This is a genomic window from Acinetobacter sp. ANC 5045 (assembly GCF_004331005.1).
Classification (GTDB): Bacteria; Pseudomonadota; Gammaproteobacteria; order Pseudomonadales; family Moraxellaceae; genus Acinetobacter; species Acinetobacter towneri.
In genome coordinates this window covers 19564-40056 of the sequence record NZ_SJNS01000020.1, presented here as the reverse complement: position 1 = coordinate 40056, position 20493 = coordinate 19564, and the positions used below count along the sequence as shown (strand labels likewise).

The 20493-nt window shown below is 42.9% G+C and carries 20 protein-coding genes; all 20 read left to right on the top strand.

All coding sequences use genetic code 11. The features are described 5' to 3' along the window. Nucleotides 1–172: 172 nt before the first annotated feature. The 20 genes from E0H79_RS12965 (at nucleotide 173) to E0H79_RS12865 (ending at nucleotide 20490) form a co-directional block, all read left to right on the top strand. Nucleotides 173–685: a Thoeris anti-defense Tad2 family protein gene (locus E0H79_RS12965; RefSeq protein WP_131261861.1), complete on the top strand. Its 513-nt coding sequence runs from the start codon at nucleotides 173–175 to the stop codon at nucleotides 683–685. Beyond that, entirely contained in the window at nucleotides 678–911 is a 234-nt protein-coding gene (locus E0H79_RS12960; RefSeq protein ID WP_131261860.1) for a hypothetical protein, read from the top strand. Before E0H79_RS12965 ends, E0H79_RS12960 begins: the two co-directional genes overlap by 8 nt. Then, complete coding sequence (locus tag E0H79_RS12955; RefSeq protein WP_131261859.1) at nucleotides 908–1390, top strand: crAss001_48 related protein; 483 nt, start codon at nucleotides 908–910, stop codon at nucleotides 1388–1390. The genes E0H79_RS12960 and E0H79_RS12955 overlap by 4 nt, the downstream gene beginning before the upstream one ends. Before the next feature lie 80 nt (nucleotides 1391–1470). Beyond that, entirely contained in the window at nucleotides 1471–1884 is a 414-nt protein-coding gene (locus tag E0H79_RS12950; protein WP_228258795.1) for a hypothetical protein, read from the top strand. A 221-nt stretch (nucleotides 1885–2105) separates the two neighbouring features. Beyond that, nucleotides 2106–2633 carry a TIGR02594 family protein gene (locus tag E0H79_RS12940; protein ID WP_131261856.1) on the top strand — a complete coding sequence of 176 codons (528 nt, stop codon included), beginning with the start codon at nucleotides 2106–2108 and terminating at the stop codon, nucleotides 2631–2633. A gap of 72 nt (nucleotides 2634–2705) precedes the next feature. Further along, on the top strand, nucleotides 2706–3410 hold the full coding sequence (locus tag E0H79_RS12935) for a hypothetical protein (RefSeq protein ID WP_131261855.1): 705 nt from the start codon (nucleotides 2706–2708) through the stop codon (nucleotides 3408–3410). Next, nucleotides 3370–4875, top strand: a complete 1506-nt coding sequence (locus E0H79_RS12930) for a terminase large subunit domain-containing protein (RefSeq protein WP_228258794.1) — start codon at nucleotides 3370–3372, stop codon at nucleotides 4873–4875. Before E0H79_RS12935 ends, E0H79_RS12930 begins: the two co-directional genes overlap by 41 nt. Then, the gene (locus E0H79_RS12925; protein ID WP_131261854.1) at nucleotides 4872–5300 is read left to right on the top strand and encodes a hypothetical protein; all 429 of its coding nucleotides are present in this window, start codon (nucleotides 4872–4874) and stop codon (nucleotides 5298–5300) included. The genes E0H79_RS12930 and E0H79_RS12925 overlap by 4 nt, the downstream gene beginning before the upstream one ends. Next, nucleotides 5300–7585, top strand: a complete 2286-nt coding sequence (locus E0H79_RS12920) for a hypothetical protein (protein WP_131261853.1) — start codon at nucleotides 5300–5302, stop codon at nucleotides 7583–7585. Before E0H79_RS12925 ends, E0H79_RS12920 begins: the two co-directional genes overlap by 1 nt. Before the next feature lie 67 nt (nucleotides 7586–7652). Further along, on the top strand, nucleotides 7653–8642 hold the full coding sequence (locus E0H79_RS12915) for a hypothetical protein (protein WP_131261852.1): 990 nt from the start codon (nucleotides 7653–7655) through the stop codon (nucleotides 8640–8642). Nucleotides 8643–8681: 39 nt separating this feature from the next. Then, nucleotides 8682–9818: a N4-gp56 family major capsid protein gene (locus E0H79_RS12910; protein WP_131261851.1), complete on the top strand. Its 1137-nt coding sequence runs from the start codon at nucleotides 8682–8684 to the stop codon at nucleotides 9816–9818. Between the two features lie 59 nt (nucleotides 9819–9877). Further along, a complete protein-coding gene (locus tag E0H79_RS12905) occupies nucleotides 9878–10327 on the top strand; it encodes a hypothetical protein (RefSeq protein ID WP_131261850.1) in 450 nt (149 codons plus the stop codon). A 69-nt stretch (nucleotides 10328–10396) separates the two neighbouring features. Beyond that, the gene (locus tag E0H79_RS12900; RefSeq protein WP_131261849.1) at nucleotides 10397–10957 is read left to right on the top strand and encodes a hypothetical protein; all 561 of its coding nucleotides are present in this window, start codon (nucleotides 10397–10399) and stop codon (nucleotides 10955–10957) included. A 10-nt stretch (nucleotides 10958–10967) separates the two neighbouring features. Then, nucleotides 10968–11624: a DUF6682 family protein gene (locus E0H79_RS12895; RefSeq protein ID WP_131261848.1), complete on the top strand. Its 657-nt coding sequence runs from the start codon at nucleotides 10968–10970 to the stop codon at nucleotides 11622–11624. A gap of 5 nt (nucleotides 11625–11629) precedes the next feature. Then, entirely contained in the window at nucleotides 11630–12202 is a 573-nt protein-coding gene (locus tag E0H79_RS12890) for a hypothetical protein (protein ID WP_131261847.1), read from the top strand. Between the two features lie 11 nt (nucleotides 12203–12213). Continuing rightward, the gene (locus E0H79_RS12885) at nucleotides 12214–12762 is read left to right on the top strand and encodes a DUF4376 domain-containing protein (protein ID WP_131261846.1); all 549 of its coding nucleotides are present in this window, start codon (nucleotides 12214–12216) and stop codon (nucleotides 12760–12762) included. A gap of 61 nt (nucleotides 12763–12823) precedes the next feature. Further along, nucleotides 12824–14503 carry a hypothetical protein gene (locus E0H79_RS12880; protein ID WP_131261845.1) on the top strand — a complete coding sequence of 560 codons (1680 nt, stop codon included), beginning with the start codon at nucleotides 12824–12826 and terminating at the stop codon, nucleotides 14501–14503. Beyond that, nucleotides 14496–19400, top strand: coding sequence for a DUF1983 domain-containing protein (locus E0H79_RS12875; protein ID WP_131261844.1), 4905 nt, complete (start codon nucleotides 14496–14498; stop codon nucleotides 19398–19400). Before E0H79_RS12880 ends, E0H79_RS12875 begins: the two co-directional genes overlap by 8 nt. Further along, nucleotides 19400–19834 (top strand): hypothetical protein, encoded by a 435-nt coding sequence (locus E0H79_RS12870; RefSeq protein WP_131261843.1) that lies wholly within the window; start codon nucleotides 19400–19402, stop codon nucleotides 19832–19834. The genes E0H79_RS12875 and E0H79_RS12870 overlap by 1 nt, the downstream gene beginning before the upstream one ends. After that, nucleotides 19834–20490, top strand: a complete 657-nt coding sequence (locus E0H79_RS12865; protein WP_131261842.1) for a hypothetical protein — start codon at nucleotides 19834–19836, stop codon at nucleotides 20488–20490. Before E0H79_RS12870 ends, E0H79_RS12865 begins: the two co-directional genes overlap by 1 nt. The last annotated feature ends 3 nt before the right edge of the window (nucleotides 20491–20493 follow it).

Here is a 20493-nt window from a genome sequence, read left to right as displayed (position 1 = left end):
GTGAAATGTATTGATATATAAACCGCGTTTATGTATATTTTTGCCTAAGTTGGACATTTTGAACCCTAATTGAAGTGAACAGCGACCTTGTTGGATTTTCTCAGCGCAAAAAAGACATTCAACAAAATAAAGCCCGACTCAGCAGATCGGGCTTTTTTTATTGGAAATCAAAATGATTGAACAATTTATTATTGACCGAGTTAAGCCTTTCATTAAAGAAATTAAGAGCGAATATTGCGATGAATCACAATGCTATATTGCTCATTGTGTTCTTAATGACAACGCAGTAGCGACTGGAACAGATGCAAACCCGCATATTGCTGTTAAACGCGCCGTAGACGTTGTTTTTGATTATGCGGCTCGAAAGGGCTGGATTAAGCCGTTGGAGCAGTTACTCACGTTCAGCACAGCACTAACATTGTTGAAAACTGGTGCGCGTATTACTCGTAAAGGCTGGAACGGAGCAGACCAATGGCTTTCTATTTCATGCCCAGAATCAAAAGAAGTGGCCGCAGACAACTTTTGGTCGCCACATAACGCAGGTTTTGCACGTAAAAACGGCGGTACAGCCATAGTTGCGCCGTGTATCACGCTTAAAAATGCACAAAACCAAATCATCATGGGCTGGATACCCAGCGCAGGGGATTTATTTGCAGAAGATTGGTTGGTATTGCCGAATGACTAAGCGAACACAGCAAGCCTTAATCATTTCGGGCGTGATCACCTTTTTATTTTTGTTGCTTTGGATAGTGATTATTCAAGGCTTAATCGTATTAGCCACATATCACGGCGCATATCAGGCAATTGAGTACATACAGCAGGCTAAAGCTTATTTGTTTGTAGCAATCACTATTTTCTATATGACCGTGTTTTATTTCTTTTTTAATAACGTATTGAGAAAAATCAAATGAACAAGTATTTAGGCAAAAAATTAGTGACTGCAATTGCTATGACCCGCGCTATGTATAACGACTATCGCGGCTGGCAATTACCAGAAGATGAGCAGCATTTAAAGGATGAAATGGGTTATCTGGTTGAGTATGCCGATGGTGGCAGAGCAAATGACCCAAGACATGAGGGTTATATCTCATGGTCGCCAGAAGATGTATTTAACAAGTCTTATACGCCGTACAACACTTGGTTAGAGCGTTTAGAGCATGAACAGGCAGAACTGCAGGAAAAGCTAAATGCTTTAGATACGGCGTTAAACGTACAGAAAAAACCTGAAATGATCAGCGAAACGCAATGGGCATTAATGAGCCGCCAGCAATTCCACATGCGCATGTATAACCAGATTCTTTTAGATCGTATTGCAGAAGCAAAGGGTGAAGTTGGCTTACTTGAAATTGTAGGCAAAGAACAAGTCACTGGCTCAGAAGATACGCAATAACACAACCTTAGCCGAATACAACAGTTTTTTATTAATCGGGGACGATAATGTTCGGCTTTATCACACGGCTGGCGGTTATTGTGAGTATTCCAGTTGTTTCGCTCACGCGAAAAGCAAATGCTGGAGTAGTGCAAACGGCGGTCAGCCAATATCCACATGAGCTAATTTTGGCACTTTGCGGCGTAATGATGTTTGCAGGTGCTTTAGCTTCAATCGTAACACCCGACCCAGAGGGCGTTAAACCGACCAAGCCAATGCCAAAGTTGATTTATTCATTCTTTGGTAGCGTGTCAGCACTTACCTATCTTGTTTTTTACGAGAAAGATTTAAGTCTTGTTCATGCGTTATGGGTTGGTGGTGTGTCTTTTGTGTCACCAGTAGCGATACCGAGTCTAAAAGCTTTGGTATTTGAGTTAATGCCTATCGCGATGCAAACCCTTAAAAGCTTCATTGGCAAGTGGATAGGTCAAAGCAAGGGGAATGGCAATGGATAAACTTCAATTAAGTTGGATATTTATTGGCTTGATCTTCGGTCTTATAACCATCTTGCCAATTAAGCGGTGCCTTGCAACGCAGAACGGTTTTATTTCCATGCTCACAGCTTCGCTGATGGGCATTTTTCACATCTGGTTTTCATGGGTCGCCGTAGTAATTGCGCTGTTTTGCTTTACATACGGACTCTACCAGAACCGATACAAATATTTAGGGGCGACTAATGACTACACAAACCGAACTTGAGTGGGTTGCCAATGGCCGCGCAAAGATCGGCACGTATGAAATTAAAGGCTCAAAGCACAATCCATTGATTCTGGCGATGTGGCAGCTTGGTTTTCAGGCCACAAAGCAAAAACAGTGGATTAATGACGATGAAACAGCATGGTGCGGCGCGTTTACGGCGTATTGCATGGCGAGAGCAGGCTTAGACAAGCACATTCCAAAGGCGTTTTATCGCGCTAAAGAGTGGGCGAGTATGGGTACATCACTCAACAGGCCAGCATACGGCGCAATTGTTGTATTCAGCCGTAATGGTGGCGGCCATGTTGGTTTAGTCGTTGGTAAAGATAGTCGCGGAAATATCATGGTTTTGGGCGGTAATCAGTCCAACGCCGTAAATATTATGCCGTTTGCCACAAGTCGCGTACTGGCCTATCGCTGGTGCGGGACGCAAAAGCTTCCAAATGCTTCGCGCTATAACCTTCCGTTGCTGAATAGCAATGGCAAGGTTAGTACGAATGAAGCATAACCAGTTTGACCGTGAGCGTTTGCTCTCTAACTGTCCGTTGCGGTCTTTTTTATTTTGTGAGTAGCACAGCAGATGAAAAAATGTGGTGCGAAAACAAGAGCGGGGGGTAAATGTCAGCTACAGGCGGGGCATGGTACTGATCATATTGGTACAGGCCGTTGTAGATTGCATGGCGGCGCATCAAAGGGTGCGCCAAAAGGCAATAAGAATGCACTGAAGCATGGCATTTACTCCAAGCTATTTACAGATAGTGAGATAGACGAAGCAAAGCAAATGCAAGGCTCAATTGAAAATGAGCTTGCAATAGCGAGGTTACAACTACTTAACCTGCTAAAGATTATGCGGAAATACGGCGACAACCCAATTTTGGACAAGGTAGAGGAAAAAACCATTGTTCAAGATGAGGGAGATCATAAAAAAAATAAGGAAAAGAGGGATTTTCTTAAAGCACTGGTAAAAAGTGCGAAACAGGCTGGCGAAGAATACGACCCAGATGGGGATGAAGATTATATTTTTATGGATGACCCAGATCAAAGTGGGGAATCTGAAGTATTTGAGCGTAAAAGGACGTTCCAACGCCGTGACCTAACAGGCGAATTTATACGGCTAACAACACTTATAGCCAATTTAGAACGTCAATTACTGCAATCCAGCAAGATAAAGGTTGAGATTGAGATGATACGCAAAGGAGAGAAGCAAGTTGATGATGTTGAACAGCTCACAGACATTGAGCTGGATGCAGAACTTCAGAAGCTTATCGGCGGACTCTCAGTTTAAAGTCTTATCCAAACTGGATAAAAAAGCCAAAACACGGCTTTTAAAATTGATTAAAGAGTACGAGTTAAGGCTCACATACAAGCTATACAAGCTATTCCCAGAAGAAGGCGAGCTATCACGGCATGAATACGAGAAGCACATGCAATTCTTTCAGGGTGGTACGGCGTATAGAGCGCGTTTGTTCATGGCGGGGAACCGTGTAGGTAAAACCGTTACAGGCGCGTATGAAGGCAGCTTGCACGCAACAGGCTTATATCCAGATTGGTGGACAGAAGAAAACGGATGTAAGCGATTTAATACTAAAACGGATGGTTGGGTAGCTGGTAAAACCAACGAAACCACACGCGACATTATCCAGAAGGAGCTTTTCGGTAATGTGGTGTATATCAACGGAAAAAAAACCGTAGATTGCACAGGCGTTATCCCAAAGCATTTAGTAGATCGAAAGTCGATACGCTGGAAACAAGGCGTAGCAGATTTAATTGACTTTGTACGTGTCAAACACGTATCTGGGGAATGGTCGAGTATCGGCTTAAAGTCATATCAACAAGGGCGTGGCGCGTTTGAAGGAACGGAACGACACTGGATATGGCTAGATGAAGAACCAGAACAGTGGATTTATACCGAGTGTGTAACGCGAACAGCGACCACACAAGGCATTGTCATGGTGACGTTCACGCCGTTGGAAGGTACAACGGAAATGGTGGACGACTTCATCAAGAAGTCTGATGAAGGAATCAATCTGTTAATTCAAGCGGGGTGGGATGATGCACCGCACTTAACAGAGAAAGACAAAGCCGATTTATTGGCAATTTTCCCTGAACATGAGCATGAAGCACGTTCAAAAGGTATTCCGTATGCAGGTTCAGGCTTAATTTTCCCAATTAAAGAGTCTGATATTGTCATTGAGCCGTTTGCTATTCCTAAGCATTGGGCAAGACTCACAGGCATGGACTTTGGCTGGGATCACCCGACAGCAGCAATCAACCTTGCTTGGGATAGGGATAACGATATTGTTTATCTGGTGGATGAATACGGCGCATCTAAGAAAACGCCAATTGAACATGCACCACACATCAAAGCATTGTGTCATTTCGCGCCAGTAGCCTTCCCGCATGATGGATTGCAGCACGATAAGGGTGGCGGCGAGCAAATGCGCGAACAGTACGTGAAGCAAGGCGTAAATATGACTGCAGAACGAGCCACGTTTGAAGATGGTTCAAACAGTGTAGAAGCGGGCTTGATGATGATGCTTACACGTATGCAGCAAGGAAAACTCAAAGTATTTAAGCATTGTGTCAAATGGATTGAAGAACGGCGCATGTACCACCGCGAGAACGGCAAGATCGTTAAGCGCAAGGATGACTATATGGATGCATCACGCTATGCGCTAATGATGTTGCGTTACGCCGTTACAGAGCCAATTTTAAAAACCAGACAAGAGCGTAGGAGAAGCAAACTGTGATTCATGTGCAGTACGGCGTTTTAAAAGAATTACACGTAAGAGATAAGTTTGGTGTACGCGCCATGATTGCTAATGTGACTATCCGCGAAAATGGCCAAGAGCCAGTTGATGATGCAGCTTTGATTTTGGCGCGTAGATCGTTTGGTGTTGGCCGTAGTCATTTAATTCTCAGACAAAACATGCACGCCGTATTAGACACACAAGAGCTATTACAAATGGCGTTTGATGCAGTACAGCGATTGTTCGGCTCAGTTGATAAAGACAATTTGCATAAAATGGCTGATTTATTGCTGGATTATACAGACGAGCTAGTGATGCACCCACCAGAAGATCAAATGAAGCTATGGAAACAGCAGCAAAAATTGATTGAGCAATCACAGGCTTTGATCACTGTAAACGATGAAGTTATTTTGGATGCTCGGTAATGGCAGTAAATGAAACAGGCTTAAAGGCCAATTTAGATCAAGACTTTTTAAAGAGTGATGATGGTCAATTTTTGGCATGGGCGCATGGTCTATATCAGCGTGAGTTAGACTTACAGGCAGAATCACGTACAGAACGCGCTATTGATGCAGCATTTTATGATGGTGATCAATTTAGTGATGAAGAACTACAGGAATATGAAGCGCGTAACCAAAAAGCGCGAGTGTTCAATGAAATCAAGCCTACCGTAGATTGGTTGCTTGGCGGTGAACGGCGCGTTAGAACGGATTGGGCCATTTTGCCGCGTACAGAAGATGACTCAGAGCCTAGTATTAGAAAATCAAAACTGGCCAAGTACATTGATGATATTAACAATGCAAATTGGCACAGGTCAGAAGCATTTAGCGATATGACCAAATGCGGCGAAGGCTGGACAGCGATTGAATACCTACCTAATCAGGATGGTGATTTTCAAATTATGTTCCAACATGAGCATTGGCGTTATATGTTGGCCGACTCTAAGAGCCGCCGCCGTGATATGACTGATATGCAGTATATCTGGCGTGTGAAAATCCTAGACTTACAAACGCTGATTAGTTATTTCCCTGAAAAAGAAGCGGAATTAATTAATATCAGTGATGATATGGACGTTTTAGAGCAAGACTTACTGGATGAATCGCTAACCAGCCTTGACCCTTCTAGCAATGAACGACACCTTCGCACTGGCTCATTAAGCTTTGACATGAACGGCTCAGGCGACAGGGATGGGGTTAAGGTTTATGAAATGTGGTACAAGCAAAGTGAGCGCGTACAATTGTTACGTGGTGAAGGCTCATATAACAACGAAGTGTACGACCCAAAGAACCCAGATCATCAAGTTTTAATTCAGCATTACGGCTTTAGAACTGCAGAAGTTACTCGCCAGCAAATGTACTGCGCTATGTACACGGATGACACGGTACTTTACCGACAAAAATCCCCATATAAGCACAACCGTTTTCCGTTTGTGCGCCGTTATGCGTACTTAAAAGACCGTGAAGGCACACCATACGGCGTTATCCGTTCTGTACGTGACCCACAGAGCGATTTAAACATACGCCGTAACAAAGCATTGCACATGCTTTCATCGGTGCGCGTAGTTATGGAAAAGGGCGCGGTAGATGATAAAGAGGAATTAGCAAACGAAGTTGCACGCTGGGATGCCATTGTTGAAATCAATCAAAATAAAAAGTTTGAGATTCAAGAAGGGCAGGACAGAGCCAATACGCAACTAAACGTAGGTGAGCAGAATAGCGCGTACATACGCCAAATTTCAGGCGTAACTGGTGAAAACAGGGGCATGGATACCAACGCCACTTCTGGCATTGCGATTCAAGCAAGGCAGGAACAAGGCACAATTATATCTACCGTGTTATCCGATATGCACAGCTTGGCGCGAAAATTAGAAGGTGAGCTTATTCTTAGCTTGATGGAACAGTTTTATGACAAGCCATTTCAATTCAGGATTACTGCAGACAACCTAAAAGACAAAATCGAGTTTGCCAAAATCAATGATGAAGCCGAACCTGAAACAGATATTACAAAAACACAATCAGATTTTGTGGTATCAGAGCGCGACTACAGAACAACCATGCGACAAGCCTTGTCAGAGCAGCTATTAGCATCGGCAGCAACGATAGCACAGCACACAGGCAATCCGACTTTAGCCGTTGCCATGATGACCAGCGCAATTGAACTGCAGGATTTACCAGATAAAGACCGTTTAATTGATGGTTTACGCAAGGCATCTGGTATGCCGCCGTTAAATGAAACGGAAGAAGAACGGATGCAGCGTGAAAAACAGGAACAAGAGCAGCAGGCACAGCAAGCGCAGCAACAACAGCAGGCCATTGAGCTTGAAATGAAAGAGCGTGCGGCGAAGATTGCAGAAACAGAAGCTAAAGCGGCTAAGGCTGTGATGGATGCTGAATTACTGAAAGTCAGACACGTATTTGAGAAATTGAACACGCTCAAGTCTGGCATGGAAGCAGGCAACATTGCGGTACAAAGTCACGGCGCGTTACCAGTGGTCGATCAATTAATTGAGAACCTAGACTCATTGCTTAACTTGGCAGAGCCAGAGCCAACGGCGCAACCAGACCAGCAGCAGCTTGAGCAGCAAGCCATGATGCAGCAACAGCAGCAAATGGAGCAGCAACAAGCACAAGAACAAGCCGCAATGATGCAGCAGCAAGAACAGGCGGTCATGCCTGATATGCAGCAAGCACAAGAGCAGCAACCCTTTTAAATAAGAAATGTAGCCAGCCTTCTTACGAAGGCTTTTTTTATGCCTATACCGAAGCGGAGTTACCCAAATGTCAGAAATCAATGACGAAAATACTTTAAATGAGTTTGAATACACGGACGAAGAAAAAGCCGAGTTAGCCAAGCTTGATGCACTCAATGAAAATTCAGACGAGTTAAAAACCGAAGCAGACGAAGAACAGGTATCACTTGAAGATATTAAAAAAGAGCAAGAACAAGGCAATCAGGATTTAGAAGTAGGCGATGAATTTCTGGATGAATTATTAAATCCAGAAGATACGGCGAAACAAGAAGCAGGTGAAGAAGGCGGGCCAGCCAAGCATGATGAATATAAGCCAGAGCCAGAGCCAGAGCCTTTACCAGACTTTCAAGCGCAATTAGATGAAGCCGAGCAGCGACTACAAGAAGCGCAGGGCAATGTTGATGATACGCTGAATAAATTACGCGAACTTGCCGATCAATACGATGAAGGCGAAATATCACAGGGTAAATATGACGTACAAAAGCTTGAACTTGAGCGTGAATTACGCCGTAACGAAAGACTGTACGAAAAAGCAGAAGGCGAGCTAGAGCAAGTCAGTAGCGAAGCCAATAACAAAATATCTGAATATCAAGATGCACGCCGTAATGCGTGGCGCAATGAACTAATTGAGTTTTTAGACGACCCAGCAAATGAAGTTATCGGCTCAAATCCGCATGTTGCTGAACAGTTTGACAAGTTGCTAGCTTCAATGGGCAAGTCTGGTGTATTTGAAGGCTTAGACAATAAGCAGATCTTGCAGTCTGTACGCAACCAGTTGTCTTTCTTTGTTCCAGAATTGCGCGATAAGCCTTACACGCCTAAAGCATCAAAACAGAATAAGCCAGCAAAACCACGACATGAAAACAGCAATGTGCCTGCATCTTTATCACAAATGAACGTCAAAGAAGTACCAGCAGACGACCCTTTCGCGTATATCCGCAAATTGTCTGGTGTTGAGTACGAGCAAGCAATTTCAAAGCTAAGTGAAGAACAGCAAGATGCTTTTTTCTTTGGCTAAATAGTTTTTTAATCTTTAAATCATCTAGGAGTAGCTATTATGGCTTCAACTAATATCCCTTTCGGCTCACCATTGGCTAAAAAGCATTTTGGCGGGGCGATGTTTAACTCTACGATTGCAAAATCGTGGGTAGCTAAAAACCTTATCGAAAATGCACACCGCACTGATAAGGGTGCAGAAATGGCAAACGCGCCTATTGTGGTGATGAATGACTTAACCAAGTCAGAAGGCGATACGGTATCGTTTGACATTTACATGCAGCTTACAGGTCGCGGAACCTTTGGTGATGACAACCTAGAAGGCAACTTAGAATCACTTGATTCTTATACCGATGAAATCAGTATCAATCAGGTGCGTAAAGGTGTAGACGTTGGTGGCCGCATGACCAATAAGCGTACTGTAAACGATCAACGTGCAGTAGCGCGTTTAAAGCTTACAGAATGGTTTTCGCAATTCTTAGACCAAACTTGCTTCACCAACTTGGCAGGTAAACGCGGTATTAACCCTTTCGTATTGGCGAAAAACGTAAACTATGCGGTGAAAGATACGCATGAGTTTGAAGATTATGACGCAGATCATATCGTATATGGTGGTGCAGCAACCTCTAAACAGTCTTTAACCGATCAGGACACCATGACTTTAAGTTTGATTGACAAACTTATCGTTAAGGCGACCACAGAGGGCGGTGACGCAGATAAAAAGGTACGCTTAACGCCACTGGATAAAAACGGCGAAGATGCCTATATCATGCTATTGCACCCTTACCAAGAGCATGACCTTCGCACAAACACTGGTACATCTGAATGGTTAGACATTCAAAAAGCGGCTGCAGGTGCGGAAGGTATGAAATCGCCTATCTTTAAGCAGAATTTAGGTAATTATCGCGGCGTACACTTCAAAAAGCACAAGCACGTTGTATTGGATGATACATACGGCGTATCAGGTAACGTGCAATCAGCGCGTGCGTCATTCATGGGCCGCCAAGCACTTGTATTGGCCTTCGGTAATGCTTCATCTGCTAACCTTCGTGCAGACTGGACAGAGAAAAAAACCGATGTGGACGACAACAAGCAAGCTATTTCTGGCCGCATGATGTTCAACGCAAAACGTCCACGCTTCAATGGTCAGGATGTGAACTCATACGCCGTAGATACTGCAGCGAAAAAACCAGCATAACGAACACAACCCGCCGTAAATGGCGGGTTTTTCTTATTCATTTTTTGGAGTAGTCAAACATGGCTCAATATTTTTCAGAATCGCACGAAGGCATGAGCAGCCTACCGACAAACTCACACGGCGGTATGTTAATGCGTCATCGTTGCGCTATCGTTTTTGCGGTCGGTGCAACCTTAGCGGCTAAAGACCAGCTTGTATTAGGCGTATTACCTGCAGGTTATACGATTGATGAAATCACAGCAGACAGTGATGGTATTGCAGGTTTGAGTGTGAATGTGGTGCAAGCGGAAGGTTTAGCTGAATCCGATGCAAAAACAACACTGGCATCTGCAATTAGCCTTGCTGCTGCAGGCGGTGTAGCTGGTACTGTGACGAAAGATGCAATCAGATTCAAAGGCACAGACAAGGGCTTATATCTGGTGGCAGAAGTTGCTGCAGGTGGTGACGTTACGGCGGGGCAAGAAGTAGGCGTGACGTTTACTTATCGTTATCGCCAAGTCACGTACTAATCGGACAAAAGAAAAGAGGGGATAACTCCCCTCTTTTTTATTTATCTATCACAACTAGGAAAGCACGCCATGACAATGAAAAATGCAGCACCACAGAACACAGATATTGATTTAAAAGCCGATGATATTATCGAGTGTATCCTTCACCGCAAAGATGGCACAGTGGTTGATTTTGGTTTTCACAATAAACGAAAAGTAAAATATCACTTTAAGCCGATTGACCCGACAGACCCAGACTCACCACACGTTTGTAATGTTCCTAACGATGAACACTATGACCGTTTCTTAGAAATCCCAGAAGCATATCGCGCATATTTCCACGATCAAGAATATGAGCCAGCTTACGCCGTACCGACACCAAAACCAGAGCGTGACGAATACGACCCGCGCAATGACTTTGCCGACTTGTTATCGGTCAATGCTGATGATGTGAGCAATGATTGGTTGGGTCGCTTCACTAAAGAAATCTTAGGCATCAAGCTTACTCAAAAGCAGGACTTAGCCGACTATGCTCAGACTCATTACGAGCTTGATTTTGACTATGGCACGACAACGGCGGCTGAAATTGCACGCTTGATCTTAAAAGAGCGTATCGAAGAAGAACGCAACGCTAGTGATGCAGCAAATTAAGGAATAATTCATGAGCCAAATTACTTGTCAGACCCTTATTGATGGGGTACAGGCAACACAGTTAAACGACTCAGAAAAAATTGCATGGTCAGAAACATTGCTTATGTCAGCATTGAATCAAGCCTTAGCAATTTTAACTTTGGTGCGGCCAGATGCTACAGCCAAAGTGCATGAGTTTACTTGTGTCGCAGGTACACGCCAAAACTTACCCGCCGATGGTTTACGTTTGTTGAAGGTGGTGCGTAACTTAACTGCAGAGGGCGCAATTGGCCGCGCAGTACGCCTAGTAAATATCAGCGACCTAGACTCTATTGCTCCAAATTGGCACGCAGAAGCACCAAAGGATACGGTCAAAGAATATATGTTTGATGAACGTAGTCCTAAATGGTTTTATGTGTACCCGCCAGCGCAGGCCAACATAAAACTAGAGATTGAATATTCAGCGCAGCCAACAGAAATCACAGACCTATCTCAGCCCTTGCCAGTGGATATGGTATATATGCAGCCATTACAAGAATTTATTTTGTATAAGTTGCTATCTGGCGAAGGTGGTCAAGGTCAAGGTATGCAGCATTACAACACAGGCATGTCGTTACTTGGTGCAAAGCCTGCAGTAGACCGTTTTTCAGCACCTATCACAGAAACCAATAGAGCCACAGGGGTTTAATTATCATGGCGAGATATGATGATTTAGTGGCGTTGGTAGCAATTCATGTTTCGCCATGCCCTGAACCCGCAATTATTAGCGCGTTACAACAAACAACGCGAGATTTTTGCAAAGAAACCCGCGTGTGGGTGCATGACGTACCAGAAACCGCCGTTATCCCAGAACAATTGAGCTATGCGCTGGATGTACCAGAACAAACAACCGTTGTGCATGTTTGGGGTATTGATGGGCGTACAGGTAGATACGAGCTTAAACCAGAGCATTACATAACTTTCCCAAACACCTTGAATTTTAACAAGCTACCAGCGCGTGACACTTTTAAACCAGTTGTATCGCTTATGCCAAGCGCAGGAAGTGAGGAAATACCAGATTTATTAGTTGAGTATTTCCAGGACTATATCGTTTCTGGTGCGGTCGCTCACTTGCAAATGCAACCATTTAGAGATTGGTCACAACCAAACGCTGCAGAAGCGCATTTATTCAAGTATCAGCAAGGCTTACAAGAAGCCATTTCAATGCGCGATAACGGCTTGAATATGTCAAAAATCAAAGGTCGCGTTAGACCACAGTATATTTAAAGGAAATCAATATGATTCTTTACTTGATTGCTCAAAATGGGCGTTTTGTTGGTGAGTTGCGCGGAACGGCGCAAGAGATTTTGGCTCAAGTTCCAGAAGGTCACGACACCACACACTTAATTCCACCACGCAATACAGATTATTGGAATGGTACAAGTTGGGTGGATATTGGTGCAGCACCAGCATGGTTTTTCAAGTTCAACTATGACAATAAAACTTGGGAAGATACCCGCGATTTAGAAGAAACTAAACGCCAAAAATGGGAAAGCATTAAGTTACAGCGCAATTCTGCAGAACAATCGGGGTTTGAATATAACGGCAACCGTTACGACAGCGATTTAACCTCACAAATGCGTATCATGGGGGCTGTTTTACTTAATCAGCCAGTACGATGGACACTTCAAAACAATGAAGTTATTGAATTAACGCCAGAAGAATTGCGCGAAATGGGAACAGCCCTATCAGTTCATATCAATGCTTTACATGAGCGTGCTAGAGCAGCACGACAATTGATCATGTCTTGTGTCAATGTTGATCAAGTGGACGCAGTAAACTTCTAAAATTGAATAAAAACCCGCCTAGATTGGCGGGTTTTTTTATGGCTTTGAATGGTATTCACTCATGCGAATTAAGATTAGTAATTTTCTCAATATGTTTCCACGTATTGATGAGCGCAAGTTGAAAGATACGGCGGCTGCAGTTGCGAAAGATGCCGATGTGACAAGCGGTGTGATACGGCCATTCTATAGCCTTGATTTTAAGCAGCAGCTTAATGATATGGGTTCGGAAACAAAAACAATTCACTATTTTGACTATCCGAACATATCAGGTTTTTTTCAGTTTAAAGACTATGTTGATATTGCCTACTCACCAATCGCAGATGACCAATACCGCCGTGTGTATTGGTCGGGTGATAGCCGTGACAATGGGCATTTACTTTATTCTTATACGCCAAAGCTAACCAATGGTGCGGTTTTCAATCCTGCAACATGGTATCGAGTAGGTGTACCCGCGCCGACAGTTGCACCAATCATTAATAGCTCAAGTAGCACTTTTACAGAAGATGAATTAGCAGATTTAAGTGACGAAGCGCGTATATATGTTTATACATACGTGACAGAAACAGGCGAGGAATCAGCACCAAGTCCAGCAAGCGGCATGGTTTACACGCCACATGACAATAGTACGGTTGAGATTGGCTTACTCATTACCGATGCTAACGCCAGTTCTGGCCGTGTGATCACGAAAAAGCGGATATATAGATCACTTACGGATTCATCGGGTAATGCTGATTTATATTTCGTAGGTGAAATATTGGCGGCTGCAGATACCTTCACAGACACATTGGATAGCAACGAGATCAATACGCAAGACCCATTGCCTACTATTGCATGGGATATACCAAGACAAGGTATGTCAGGGTTAGGGGTAACGCCAAAGGGCGTTAATTATGCCTTTATCGGAAAAATAGCGTGCTTTACCGTTCCATATCATCCTTATGCTTGGTCGCGTGATTATGAAGTGACATTGCAGTATGACATTGTGGCAATGGGGCATTATGAAAACTATATCTTATGCGCGACCACAGGCACGCCGTATATCATTTCTGGGATTGACCCTTCATCGACCAGTGTAGATGAATTGCCGCTAAATGAGCCGTGTATCTCTAAGCGATCACTGGTGAGCATGGCCAAGTGTGTATGCTATGCCAGTCCTAACGGTATTGTTATGGCTTACGGCTCAACAGCAAAGCTAGTCAGTGATTCATTCTTTGATAAAGATACTTGGGCCGCATTAAAGCCAGAGAGTATCCACGCAGTAGAACACAGGGGGAAATACCTATTTTTCTATGACAATGGCACAGAGAAAGGCGCATTTCTATTTGACCCGCTACAAGTAGACTTCGGTATTGTTCGGCTTGATATGTGGTACAAGGCCGCAACACGACACCACCAGACAGAGCAGTTGTTTTTCTTGGGTGATGCAAACAAAGTCTATTACTTCAATGATATTTCACCAGAAAAACGCTCTTTCACATGGCGCAGTAAATTATTTGATGTTGGCGGCAGAGGTGCGCGTATGCTGTGCGCTCAAGTCATTGCCAATACCTATGAAAATATAACAATTCGTATATATGCCGATGGAAAACTAATAAGAGAACACAAAGTATTAGACCGCAGGCCATTTAGGTTGCCTAACCATTCCCCACGTTTTGACTGGCAAATCGAAGTCACTGGAACCTCAGAAGTGAGTGATATTTATTTAGCAGAATCTATGTTGGAGTTGGCGAAAAATGGCTAGAAACATATTAAATAAATTGCTCGACAAGCGTATTACTCAGTTAAAGGCAAAAGCCAAAACCAAAACACTTACAGCAGCAACGCCAACAGTAGACGATCCAACACTTCAAACATGGATTAAGGAAGTATCCAGCACAGTTAAAGATATTGCATCTTCTGGCGTGCGCCGTTCCGACCTTGTACGCGCAGGTATCGCCACGATTACAAACGGCGAGCTACAAAATGCACTATCGCCACCAGAAGAAGTTAATTTGACTGTACCTGCAGCCGTTTTAAACCTAACGGCCAATGGTGCGTATAGCTCAAATACGCTCACTTGGGAAACACGGCCAAGCAAGTTTTTTGGTCAAAATAATATTTATCGTTCCGATGTGGACGACTTCGGCACAGCAACGCATATTGGTTCAACTCTTGGTGATGTTTATACAGATTATGTCGGCAATAATATTAAGGCTTACTATTGGGTAAGGACGATTAGTAAGTTTGGGGTGGAAGGGGAGTTATCGCCTTCTGTTTACGCTGAAACAGCTATAGACGTTGCCTATGTGATGGAGCAAATCGAAGGGCAGATTAATGAATCACACCTAAATCAAATTTTACGTGGTGAGATTAATTCTATTAGCCAGATTCAACAGGATTTACTTGCAGAAGCGCAGGCGCGTGCAGATGCGATTTTAGCGGAAGCACAAGCCAGAGTTACTGCATTAAATAACCTTGCAGCCACACTAGACAATAAAGTTGGTGCAGTCACAGCAGACCTAAATTTAAAGGCCGCAGACCTAAATAATAGAATTACTGCGCTAGATGGTGAAATTTCTCAAGAAGTTGCCACGCTAGACAGCCGTGTGACGCAGGTTAAAGCGGGTATAGATCAAGATATAAGTGGGTTGAATAATGGACTCACTCAAGAAATACAAAATCGTATTGATGGTGATGCCACAGTTACCACAGCCTTAAATGCCTATAAGCTTTCCAATGATACCGCCGTTGCCACCGTTTTAAATAAGGCTGAAACAGCCATATCTGGCAATTCAGCTACAGCAAGCGAAGTCACAGCATTAAAAACGCGCATGACGACCACAGAGGATACACTCACAAAGAAAGTGGACTCGACAGCGTTTAATACCTTAAACAGCAAAGTAACCACAATTGATAACAAGGTAAACGTACATACCAGTGAAATTAGCTCATTAAGCGCAGAAATTGACACGATAGATGCCAAAGCAGGTACAGCACTCACTAGCGCGGCCAATGCTCAAACGACAGCAGATGCCGCCGTATCTGAAAACACAGCACTATCGCAAAGAGTAGATAATCTGGTTGCATCCTTATCTGGTGATGGTACAGAAACAACAGTAGACGCAGCAGCTTTTAACGTACTCAAGTCAGAGGTGCAGTCTTTAGATGGAGAGGTTACAACCAATACGTCCAATATTTCCTCATTATCTGGACGTATGACCAATGCCGAAAGTGGAATTTCGGGAAATACCAGTGCAATTAATAGCATTAAAACGACACAAACAGCGCAAGGCGGCAAGATTAATCAAGCCGTTGAGGATATTAGCTCACTACAAAACTCATTAAGTTTAGTTCAGAATGACTTAACAACCAAAGCAAATGCCAATACCGTTAGCCAGATTAGAACGGACTTAACGGCTACAGATCAAAGAGTCACAGCCAATACAGACGCGATAAATCAACATACATCACGCCTTAATACGGTTGAGGGTGCTGTATCAACAAAGCTTGAAGCCAGTGCAATCAACAATTACTACACTAAGACTGAAACAGATATTAAAGCTACAACCATCGCTGCAGGTGAGGTAAGTAAGTTTAAGGCAACCTTAGACATAGTTAATGATAGCTTGCGCATAACAGGTACAAAAGACTTCATTGATAATATAAAAACCACAGCTAACACATCTCAGCTCTCTTTAGTGGCGGAATCTTCTTCTCTAACAGGGCAAGTGCTACGCATAGGTAATAACTCAGGAAATAACCAAGTATCTGCTGCACTTAGTTCCTTTATCTTAATCGACCCTTTAAAGATGTACAGACTTAAGTGGCGATATAGACGTATATCTGGTGATGGTGGTGTTTATATCGGTATGCACTGTGTCAATGCAGACAAAACAAAACAGGTAGCTGTGTCCAACCTAGAACAGGGTATTAATGTTATTGGTTCTAATGATCACTACTCACATAATAATGGCAAGCCTGCTTTTGGGGAGTGGGTAGAGGGCGAGTACTATTTCAAAGGGAAAGGGGCGACTATCTCGACAGGCTCAGGAACTTTGGCTAGTCCCCGTACTGTTGCACAGAAGGCTATGTACTTTAGCCCTATGTTCATTGCTAACTATTTGGGCCAGACAGGTATTGTTGAGATTGACTACATTGTTGTTGAAGACGCAGAAGCGATCTCCGAAACTATAAGTAATGCATCTGCAATCCAAGCAACCAATAGCGAAGTAACTCGTATCAATGGCGTAGTCACTTCTCAGGCAAGCTCTATTTCTAAGTTACAGAGTGACTTAAGCACTACTGATACCAAAGCAGGCACAGCTTTAAACAATGCTGCTACAGCGCAGCAGACAGCAAATACGGCTGTTACTGCAGGGGATGTTAATGCTAGTAATCTTGTAAAACTAGGCTCTACTCTTTCACAGCTAAAATCTGCAGGCAATAACTTACTCAAAAATAGTAACGTAGAAATACACAAACCAGTAGGTGCGCGAGCCTACTTAGTGGGTAGATATGAGTCTTGGACTAGATTACGAGGTAAAAAGGTTACGCTTACTGCTTGCGTGTCTGTGTCGGGTGGTACAAGCTCGGTACGCTTAATTGCATATCAAGGTTCAGGTGTTCCTATTAACTTTGCTGAGGCTGATTCAGGTGAGCCTCACTATACTTCAGTACGAAACTCATCAAAGGCTATTGTCCGTGCAGTAGTTAATGAATGGCATACCCCTGTTAATGAATATAATGATTACGGTGTGAATTTCTACATTTACCCTGAATCAAGTGTAAGCACCAACATGGAAGTAACAATTCATTGGGCCACGTTGGTTGAGGGGGATGTGCTTCCTTCAGGTGCTTGGTTCGATTCTGCTTATGCTCTTGATGTAGCTATTGAAGCAAACGCAACAGCCTTGCAAGGATTAGACACCAAAGTAACTAATGTGGATGGTAAGGTAACTGCCAACTCAAATAGTATCCTTAACCTGAACTCACGTATGAGTACAGCAGAGGGTAATATCAACAAGAAAGCTGATGCCACAGTGTTAAATGACTATTACACCAAAACTCAGACAGATGCTAAAGCTACGACCATTGCTGCAGGGGAAGTTAGTAAATATGACGCTAGTTTAGTTATTGGTGGTACAAACTTAGTCGAAAAAAGTGATACTGCTCAAGGATGGATTGGTTGGTCTGGTAGTAGTTTAACTGCTACCGCAGGTATCACTAATAGCAACTTAAAGACAGCAAAAGGTATTCGTTTTATAAGTACAGGCGGAACCTCATTACTTAAAATTGTAAAACAAATAGACGGCTTGTTATTAAATAATATTGTAGTGATGAGTGCGAGGATTCAAAACACAGGAACTTTGCCGATTTTTGTACGAGAAAACGGTGTTGTGAGTAAAACCATAGACTCCAACAGAACTCTTGCTGCAGGGGAGTTTTATGACTTCGTTTGGGCAGGTAAAACACGCAGTAATTATGACTTTATTCAAATTCTTGTTGAAGCTAATTCTGTGAATAACGCGGTATCTATTGAGGTGGCGGATTTAAAGGTGGAGTATGGTACAAAGCCTACAGCTTGGACACCATCCCTTAATGATACACAGGAACAGCTTAACGCCAATGCTTCAGCAATCCAAAACACCAACACAGAAGTTACTCGCGTGGATGGCCGTGTGACAGCAACCAGTAATGCGTTAAATCAGCTTTCGTCAAAGGTGGATAACAAGGCAGATGCGAGTGTATTAAACAATTACTACACCAAAACTGATGCGAATAGTGCAATTGCAGGGCAAATCAGTACCTTTGAGAGCACTAAAATGACCCCTGCAATTAAAGGCTTAGATTCATTGAGTATTCCAGATACTCGCTCAGCAAACCAACCCCCTTCATGGTATTGGACTAACTACCCAAAAAGGGTGGTTAATGAATTTAAGAGTGGTAGTGCTATTGGCAGCCCTGGAGGAATTACAGGATATGGCTCTCTACAGACAGTCGTTCCGTGGAATGATGCTTCAGGAGGGGCAATTCGCCAAACATTTGAATCAGGAGATGGGTTAAATATAGCTACTAGATACTCCACATCTACTACTGCGTGGAGTGCATGGTCTACTCACCTTAAAAATGTAAATACTAAGATAACAGAACAGACAACTACTATTGATGGAATCAAAGGCATCAAGACAGTAACTATCGACAACAATGGCGTTATGTCTGGTTATGGTTTGGTTTCTCAATTGGTAAATGGTCAGGTAACTTCTTCTTTTGGTGTTAATGCGGATACATTCTTTATCGGCGCACCAAGCAACAATAAAAAGCCGTTTGCTGTACTTGGTACAAGCGGCGTGATTAATGGGGTAAGTGTACCTGCAGGAACATATATTGATACGGCATATATCCCTAACGGTACGATAACCAATGCAAAAATTGGGAATTTATCTGCAGATAAAATCACTGCAGGAAATATTGCAGCAGACCGCATGAAAGCCAACATTGTTGCGGCGGCATCAGGTCAATTTACTAGCCTTAGTGCAATTACTGCAAAGATTGGTGTTCTGCGTACCGCGACCAGTGGAGCAAGGACTGAGATCAAGGATAATTTGATTGAGGTTTACGATGCTAACAATAGACTTCGGGTGAGAATGGGAGTTTGGTGATGCCACAAGGTTTACAATGTTATGATGATCAAGGTCGGCTTACCTTATCTGTTACAGATAGGCTTACTAGGGTTTTAGAAGTTGTCACCCTGCCGTTTAATCAAAGTAATTCATTTATATGCACCAGTGATGAATTTATTAACCATGAGCCTTTTGTGCATTTTCCTGTTTTTAATGAGCTAATTGATGTTCCAAACTGGAAGCCACCTGTTTACCATTCTTTTACTGGCACAGGTGATATTCTGGCATGGAATCCAGTATTAAACGCAACATATTTTCAATTAACTTACTCTAGGATAGCTAATAACGCTATTAAGATAGAAAATAAGTTTTTTTATGGCCCAACAAGTAATGCAACAAATAGTAGGTGGTTTAGCACAACACCAGATATTATGAGGAATGTTCCACTTAAAGTTATTATAGGTGTTTATTAATGGGTGCTGGGATTACTATTTACAATGAAAACAACAATATTCAAATTGATGGTAACTATAAAAATATGTGCTATGAGTATAGTGTTTCTGGCACAGGCACATGGGAGTTGGCTGTAAACCAAGACCTAGTTTATGTTATGTCGCCACCGCAGGGTGTGCTTGTTGGTGTTGCCCCTTTTGCTAAAAGCAATAATGAACCGTATTACAGATTTTATGGCTCTTGCACTGTTCATGTTTACTCAATGAATCAAAGCGGTGGTAGTAATGGTTCTGGTTTGCAGATTTACAATCAGTCAGGCGAAATAGTTTTTAATTCAAACAAGATACAGCTAAAAATTTTGGATTATGTTTATGGGCATCTTCATCCTATTTCATTAGATATACGAGATAATGCTAATGTTCTACTTAATCGAAAGTCTTACAATTCATCGTCATTGGGTATATTAATTGGGCAAGCACCAGTTGGATTAAATTGGTATAAGCAAACACAAAAGTTTTCAGGCATGTTTTTTATGGTTCAAGGGGGTATTGTGGAGTCAAGATTTATGCAAATGTATATAAGAAGTGGATACCCGATATATTTAAATTCTTTTGACTCTTACGGCAATGTTGATGTGTATAGTTACATTGTCGTAGATACGACCGGAATTGATTGAAAT